We start from the raw sequence: 6498 nt of genomic DNA on the forward strand, positions 1-6498 counted from the left end.
GACCTGCGGTTTTGATCCTATCCGCGGCCGGGGCTGGGTGTTCGGGAGGGGTGTACCCGACAGTAGTTGGAGTGGCACTTGGTGCAAGATCAACTATTTGCAGTTTTTGTTCGTCTTTCGACTGTTGCGGGCGCGTCGGACGTGGTTGACTATGACCTGGTCGCAGCTTCTGTGTTCGTTTAAACGCCCGCAGGATCGATGTTGCGAGCGCGGTGCTTATGCGTTCCTGAGGGGGAATCGAGAAAGTACAGCGGTCGGAACCGGCCCGATGGACCGGAAGTGCTGTCCATCGAATCCGGTGTAAGAAAGAGAAGGAAAAGCATGGCACAGGGCACTGTGAAGTGGTTCAACGCGGAAAAGGGCTTCGGCTTCATCGCACCCGAGGACGGCTCCGCTGACGTCTTCGTCCACTACTCGGAGATCCAGGGCAGCGGCTTCCGCACCCTCGAGGAGAACCAGCGCGTCGAGTTCGAGGTCGGCCAGGGCACCAAGGGTCCGCAGGCCACCGGCGTTCGCGCGATCTGATCTGTTCACCAACTGAACGATTGATTCAAGGTCGGTCCTACTGACCGCTGCCTGACTCGTCCCCTGCCACCGGCAACGGTGGTGGGGGACGAGTTCGTTGTGGGGTGATTCCCCGTCCCGCGTGGCAGATGCGCGATCCGCGGGAATGACGCGGGATCTTGGCCTACTGTCCACCTTGTGGCTCAGCTGTCGTTCTTCTCCGCCGAGTCGGTGCCGCCTGCGGTCGCCGACCTCGGTGGCCTGCTCGCGGCGCAGGGGCAGGTGGTCACCTCGAAGGAGGGGGCCCGGGTATCCGTCGTTGTCGACAGCAGGTGGCGGGCCGAGGCGATCGCCCAACTGATGCGGGACGCAGGCCTGGACGCCGAGATCAGTACATCCGAGGAGGGGCGCCCGCTGGTGCGCACGGCCCCGGTTCCGCAGCTGGCGGATCTGGCGACGCAGTGGACACGCGGCGCCGTCAAAGCGGTACCGGACGGTTGGATTCCGGGATCCCGGGAGCAACGAGCGTGGGTACTGGCATCGGGACGGGTCGAGGCGGACGGCCAGCGTTACGTGCTCGGCCTCGACCCGCACGCCCCCGACACGCACGTGGTGCTCGCCCAATCGCTGATGCGGGCGGGGGTGGCGCCGACGATCGTCGGAATTCGGGGGGCCTCCCCGGGATTGCGCATTTCGGGTCGAAGACGGCTCATGCATCTCGCCGAGAACATCGGTCTGCCGCCCGACGATGTCGATGCCCGACGTAACTGGCCGCACATTTGAGCGAACGGAGCGGGACGGATATGCGCGTTCATCTTCCTGGTGTGACACCCTGTAACTGACCGGACCCGGTATAACGGGGGCGGAGACGAGATTCGCATCAGGTGCGCAGCGGCACTGATCGAGCATGAAAGGTGCGGACAGCTGGTGGCATCACGGGAGAAGAGCACGGCGGACGGAGCGTCCGCCACGCGCCGCCTCGTCATCGTCGAGTCACCGACGAAGGCCAAGAAGATCGCGCCCTACCTCGGCAAGAATTACGTCGTGGAGGCCTCGGTCGGGCACATCCGCGACCTGCCGCGTGGCGCCGCCGACGTACCCGCGAAGTACAAGGGTGAGCCGTGGGCCCGGCTCGGTGTGAACGTCGACCACGACTTCGAGCCGCTGTATGTGGTCAGCCCTGAGAAGAAGTCGAAGGTCACCGAGCTCAAGAGTCTGCTGAAGGACGCCGACGAGCTCTACCTCGCAACCGACCCCGACCGCGAGGGCGAGGCCATCGCCTGGCATCTCCTCGAGACGCTCAAGCCCAAGATCCCGGTCCGTCGGATGGTGTTCCACGAGATCACCGAGCCCGCGATTCGCGCGGCCGCCGAGGACACCCGCGATCTCGACAACGATCTGGTCGATGCGCAGGAGACTCGCCGCATCCTCGACCGTTTGTACGGCTACGAGGTCAGCCCGGTGCTGTGGAAGAAGGTCATGCCGCGGCTCTCGGCGGGCCGTGTCCAGTCTGTTGCGACGCGCGTCATCGTGCAGCGCGAACGTGAACGGATGGCGTTCCGGTCGGCGTCGTACTGGGACATCTCGGCCACGCTCGACGCGGGCGCCGAAACCAGCCCCCGCAACTTCGGTGCGCGTCTGGTGGCGGTCGACGGCGCTCGTGTCGCGGCCGGTCGTGATTTCGGACCCGACGGCAAGCTCAAGTCCAGCGGCGTCACCGTGCTCGACGAGGCCTACGCGCGCCGGCTCGCGGAGGCGCTCGAGGGCGTCGACCTGGTCGTTTCGTCCGCAGAGGACAAGCCGTACACCCGTAAGCCGTACGCGCCGTTCATGACGTCGACGCTGCAGCAGGAGGCCGCGCGCAAGCTGCGCTTCACCTCGGAGCGGACGATGCGGATCGCGCAGCGTCTGTACGAGAACGGCTACATCACCTACATGCGAACCGACTCGACCACGTTGTCGCAGTCGGCGATCTCCGCGGCCCGCGCGCAGGCCACCGAGCTGTACGGCGCCGAGTACGTGCACTCGAGCCCGCGTCAGTACACCCGCAAGGTGAAGAACGCGCAGGAGGCACACGAGGCGATCCGCCCCGCCGGCGACGTGTTCCAGACCCCCGGCCAGCTGCATTCGCGTCTCGACAACGACGAGTTCCGCCTGTACGAGCTGATCTGGCAGCGCACGGTCGCGTCGCAGATGGCCGACGCTCGCGGCACCACTCTGACGCTGCGGATCACCGGCACCGCCGGCACCGGCGAGGAGTGCACCTTCTCGTCGTCGGGTCGCACCATCACGTTCCCGGGCTTCCTCAAGGCGTACGTGGAGAGCGTCGACGAGGAGGCCGGTGGCCAATCCGACGACGCCGAGTCGCGCCTGCCCGCGCTGACGCAGGGCCAGGGGGTGACCGCCACCAAGCTCGACCCGGACGGCCACACCACCAACCCGCCGGCCCGCTACACCGAGGCCAGTCTCATCAAGTCCCTCGAAGAACTCGGGATCGGCCGACCGTCGACGTACTCGTCGATCATCAAGACCATCCTCGACCGCGGCTACGTCTACAAGCGCGGCAGCGCGCTCGTTCCGTCGTGGGTCGCGTTCGCGGTGATCGGCCTGCTCGAGTCGCATTTCGGTCGGCTCGTGGACTTCGACTTCACGGCTGCGATGGAGGACGACCTCGACGAGATCGCCGGCGGCCGCGAACAGCGCGGCAACTGGTTGTCGGGGTTCTACTTCGGCGACACGGCGGCGGCCGACGACTCGATCGCGCGCGCCGGCGGCCTGAAGAAGATGGTCGGTGAGAACCTCGAGGACATCGACGCACGCGAGATCAACTCGATCCGGCTGTTCGACGACGCCGAGGGCCGCGAGGTCCACGTGCGGGTCGGCCGTTTCGGTCCGTACCTCGAACGCATGGTGCAGAACCCGGACGACCCGGACGGCGATCCGATCTCGCAGCGCGCCAACCTGCCCGACGACCTGCCGCCGGACGAGCTCACCCCGGAGTACGCGGAGAAGCTGTTCTCGACCCCGCAGGAGGGACGCAAGCTGGGCGTCGATCCGCTCACCGGGCACGAGATTGTCGCGAAGGAGGGCCGTTTCGGCCCGTACGTGACCGAGATCCTGCCCGAGCCCGCCCCGGAGCCGGAGCCGGACATCGTCCCGGTCGAGACCTCAGCCGACGGCACCGTCAAGACCAAGGCCGCCGCGAAGAAGGCACCGGCAAAGAAAGCCGCGAAGAAGGCTGCCGGCCCCAAGCCGCGCACCGGCTCGCTGCTCAAGTCGATGGATCTGGAGACCATCACGCTCGAGGATGCGCTGCGCCTGCTGTCGCTGCCGCGCGTCGTCGGTGTCGATCCCGAATCGAAGGAAGAGATCACCGCGCAGAACGGCCGCTACGGGCCGTACCTGAAGAAGGGCACCGATTCTCGTTCGCTGGAGAACGAGGAACAGATGTTCACGGTGACCCTCGAGGATGYGCTCAAGATCTATGCCGAGCCCAAGCGGCGCGGACGCCAGGCTTCGGCGGCGGCCCCGCTGCGCGAACTCGGCAACGATTCCGCGACCGGCAAGCCGATGGTGATCAAGGACGGCCGCTTCGGCCCGTACGTCACCGACGGCGAGACCAACGCCAGCCTGCGCAAGGGCGACGAGGTCGAGTCGATCACCGACGAGCGCGCGTCCGAACTGCTGGCCGACCGTCGGGCCCGTGGTCCGGTGAAGAAGAAGGCCGCGGCGAAGAAGGCGCCGGCCAAGAAGGCTGCCGCGAAGAAGACGGCGGCCAAGAAGGCGCCCGCGAAGAAAGCTGCGGCGAAGAAGACCACGGCCGAGAAGCCGTGACCCGACTCGTCGGCACGGATCGTTAGGCTCGGCGCGTGGCGGGTGTATTCGATCGACTGGTCGGCCAGGAGCATGTCGAGGCCGAGCTGACGGCTGCCGCCACCGCCGCGCGCGGGGGCGACGCCGGTTCGCGGATGACGCACTCGTGGCTGTTCACCGGCCCGCCCGGCTCCGGCCGCTCGGTCGCGGCGCTCTGCTTCGCGGCGGCACTGCAGTGCACCTCCGACGGCGCACCGGGCTGCGGCCACTGCCAGGCCTGCACCACGACGATGGCCGGCACCCACGGTGACGTCCGGCGGGTGGTGCCCGAGGGACTGAGCATCAGCGTCAGCGAGATGCGCGGCATCGTGCAGACGGCGTCGCGCCGGCCCAGCACCGGGCGGTGGCAGGTCGTCGTGATCGAGGATGCCGACCGGCTCACCGAGGGCGCCGCCAACGCGCTGCTCAAGGTTGTCGAGGAGCCGCCGGACCGTACCGTGTTCCTGCTGTGCGCGCCGTCGGTCGACCCGCAGGACATTTCCGTCACTCTTCGGTCGCGTTGTCGGCACGTTCCGCTGGTGACGCCGTCGGTCGACGCGATCGCCCAGGTTCTGCGCGAACGCGATCAGCTCGACCCCGAAACCGCAGACTGGGCGGCGTCCATCTGTGGTGGCCATGTCGGGCGTGCCCGACGCCTCGCGAGTGACGAGGACGCGCGGTCCCGCCGCAAGCGGGCGCTGTCACTGGCGAAGGCGGCGATGCGGCCGGGCACTGCTTATGCCGCGGCCGAGGAACTCGTCCAAGCCGCCGACCTCGAAGCCAAGGAGCTCACCGCCGAACGGGACGAGCGGGAGACCGAGGAACTGCGGACGGCGCTGGGTGCCGGCGGCACCGGCAAGGGTGCGGCCGGTGCGCTGCGCGGTTCGGCCGGTGTACTCAAGGATCTGGAACGACGCCAGAAGTCGCGGGCCACGCGAACCGGCCGGGATTCGCTCGACCGCGCGCTGATGGATCTTGCGGGTTTGTACCGTGATGCACTGGCCTACTCGTTCGGGTCGGGCGCGACGCCCAACCATCCGGACATGTCCGAGCAGGCCGCCGACCTGGCATCCCGGACGTCGCGGGAAGGATTGCTGCGCTGTATCGAGGCGATCCTCGACTGCCGGGAGGCGCTGGACATGAACGTCAAGCCTAAGTTCGCGGCCGACGCGCTCGTGGCGCGACTGGGCGCGGAGTTCGCGTAGAGACCCCGATTTGCTTTCGGGGCGGGGGTACACGCTAGACTCGCACGCGCCGAGAGGCACGCTGCCTTAGCTCAGTCGGTAGAGCATTTCACTCGTAATGAAAAGGTCGCGAGTTCGATTCTCGCAGGCAGCTCCGAAAGGGCCCCTCACCTGGGAAACCAGGTGAGGGGCCCTTTTTCGTCGGTGAGCGCGCACGCCGATCCGGGCTCCGGTGGAAGGAGCGGAGCCGGCCGTGCCCGCCGCGGACGACGCCGCCACCGATGGCGTCGAGCAGATGTTCGCACTTACTGGATCGGGACATGTCTGTCAGGCGCAGTTTCGCCGCGGGCACCGATGCGGTCCTCTGTCGGCGGACAATGGAGTGCACGGGAGGGTCCATTCCCGACAGAAGGGTTGGCAGTGCTGATGGAGATCTTCTGGTTGATCTTGTTGATCGGTGCGCTCGTGATGCTGATCCCGACCGCGAAACGGGCGTTCCGACGAAACGATGACGACTGACCTGTCCGAACCGCTCGACAAGGGTGGTCGAGACCCGCCATGCTCGGAAGGTGAGCGAATCACTGAAGGTCCGCGTCCGGGAGAAGCTGTTGCGGCAGCTGGCGGAGAACGGCGGACACCCGGTCGAGGAGTTCGAGGGAGACGATCCGCGACTCGTCGCGATCGACGGCGACCTGGCCGCACTCGACGAAGTTGCGGAGGACGACCCTCTCGTCGAAGAGTTGGCCGCCAAGTACTGGGTCCCGTAGTCCCTCAGTACGCGATTCGCGGGCCTTTCGGGCCGTTCGGGGCCTCTGACCAGGCGGTTTGGCATTCGGTGACAGCTTCGCGTAACTTATTCCAGGTCAGAGCGACACGGACACCGACCCGGACCTGAGGGACTGGGAAAACGAGGTTGTACGGAGAGCGCCTGGCGAATCTGCTTCGATCGGTTCTGGTT

Annotated in this window: 5 protein-coding genes and 1 tRNA gene; all 6 read left to right on the plus strand. The window is 67.0% G+C overall.

Translation table 11 applies throughout. The annotated features are described in order from the left end of the window. Nucleotides 1-321 precede the first annotated feature (321 nt). On the plus strand, nt 322-525 hold the full coding sequence (locus AB4Z09_RS25135; protein WP_005515803.1) for a cold-shock protein: 204 nt from the start codon (nt 322-324) through the stop codon (nt 523-525). A 177-nt stretch (nt 526-702) separates the two neighbouring features. Then, nucleotides 703-1287 (plus strand): hypothetical protein, encoded by a 585-nt coding sequence (locus tag AB4Z09_RS25140; RefSeq protein ID WP_114721033.1) that lies wholly within the window; start codon nt 703-705, stop codon nt 1285-1287. A gap of 144 nt (nt 1288-1431) precedes the next feature. Next, nucleotides 1432-4338 carry a type I DNA topoisomerase gene (topA, locus tag AB4Z09_RS25145; RefSeq protein ID WP_442240930.1) on the plus strand — a complete coding sequence of 969 codons (2907 nt, stop codon included), beginning with the start codon at nt 1432-1434 and terminating at the stop codon, nt 4336-4338. A gap of 35 nt (nt 4339-4373) precedes the next feature. Continuing rightward, nucleotides 4374-5561 (plus strand): DNA polymerase III subunit delta', encoded by a 1188-nt coding sequence (locus AB4Z09_RS25150; protein WP_174907903.1) that lies wholly within the window; start codon nt 4374-4376, stop codon nt 5559-5561. A gap of 60 nt (nt 5562-5621) precedes the next feature. Beyond that, a tRNA-Thr gene (locus AB4Z09_RS25155) sits at nt 5622-5694 on the plus strand. Between the two features lie 415 nt (nt 5695-6109). Continuing rightward, complete coding sequence (locus AB4Z09_RS25160; RefSeq protein WP_031939866.1) at nt 6110-6307, plus strand: hypothetical protein; 198 nt, start codon at nt 6110-6112, stop codon at nt 6305-6307. Nucleotides 6308-6498: the final 191 nt, after the last annotated feature.

Source organism: Rhodococcus sp. TAF43 (genome assembly GCF_052113525.1).
GTDB lineage: Bacteria > Actinomycetota > Actinomycetes > Mycobacteriales > Mycobacteriaceae > Prescottella.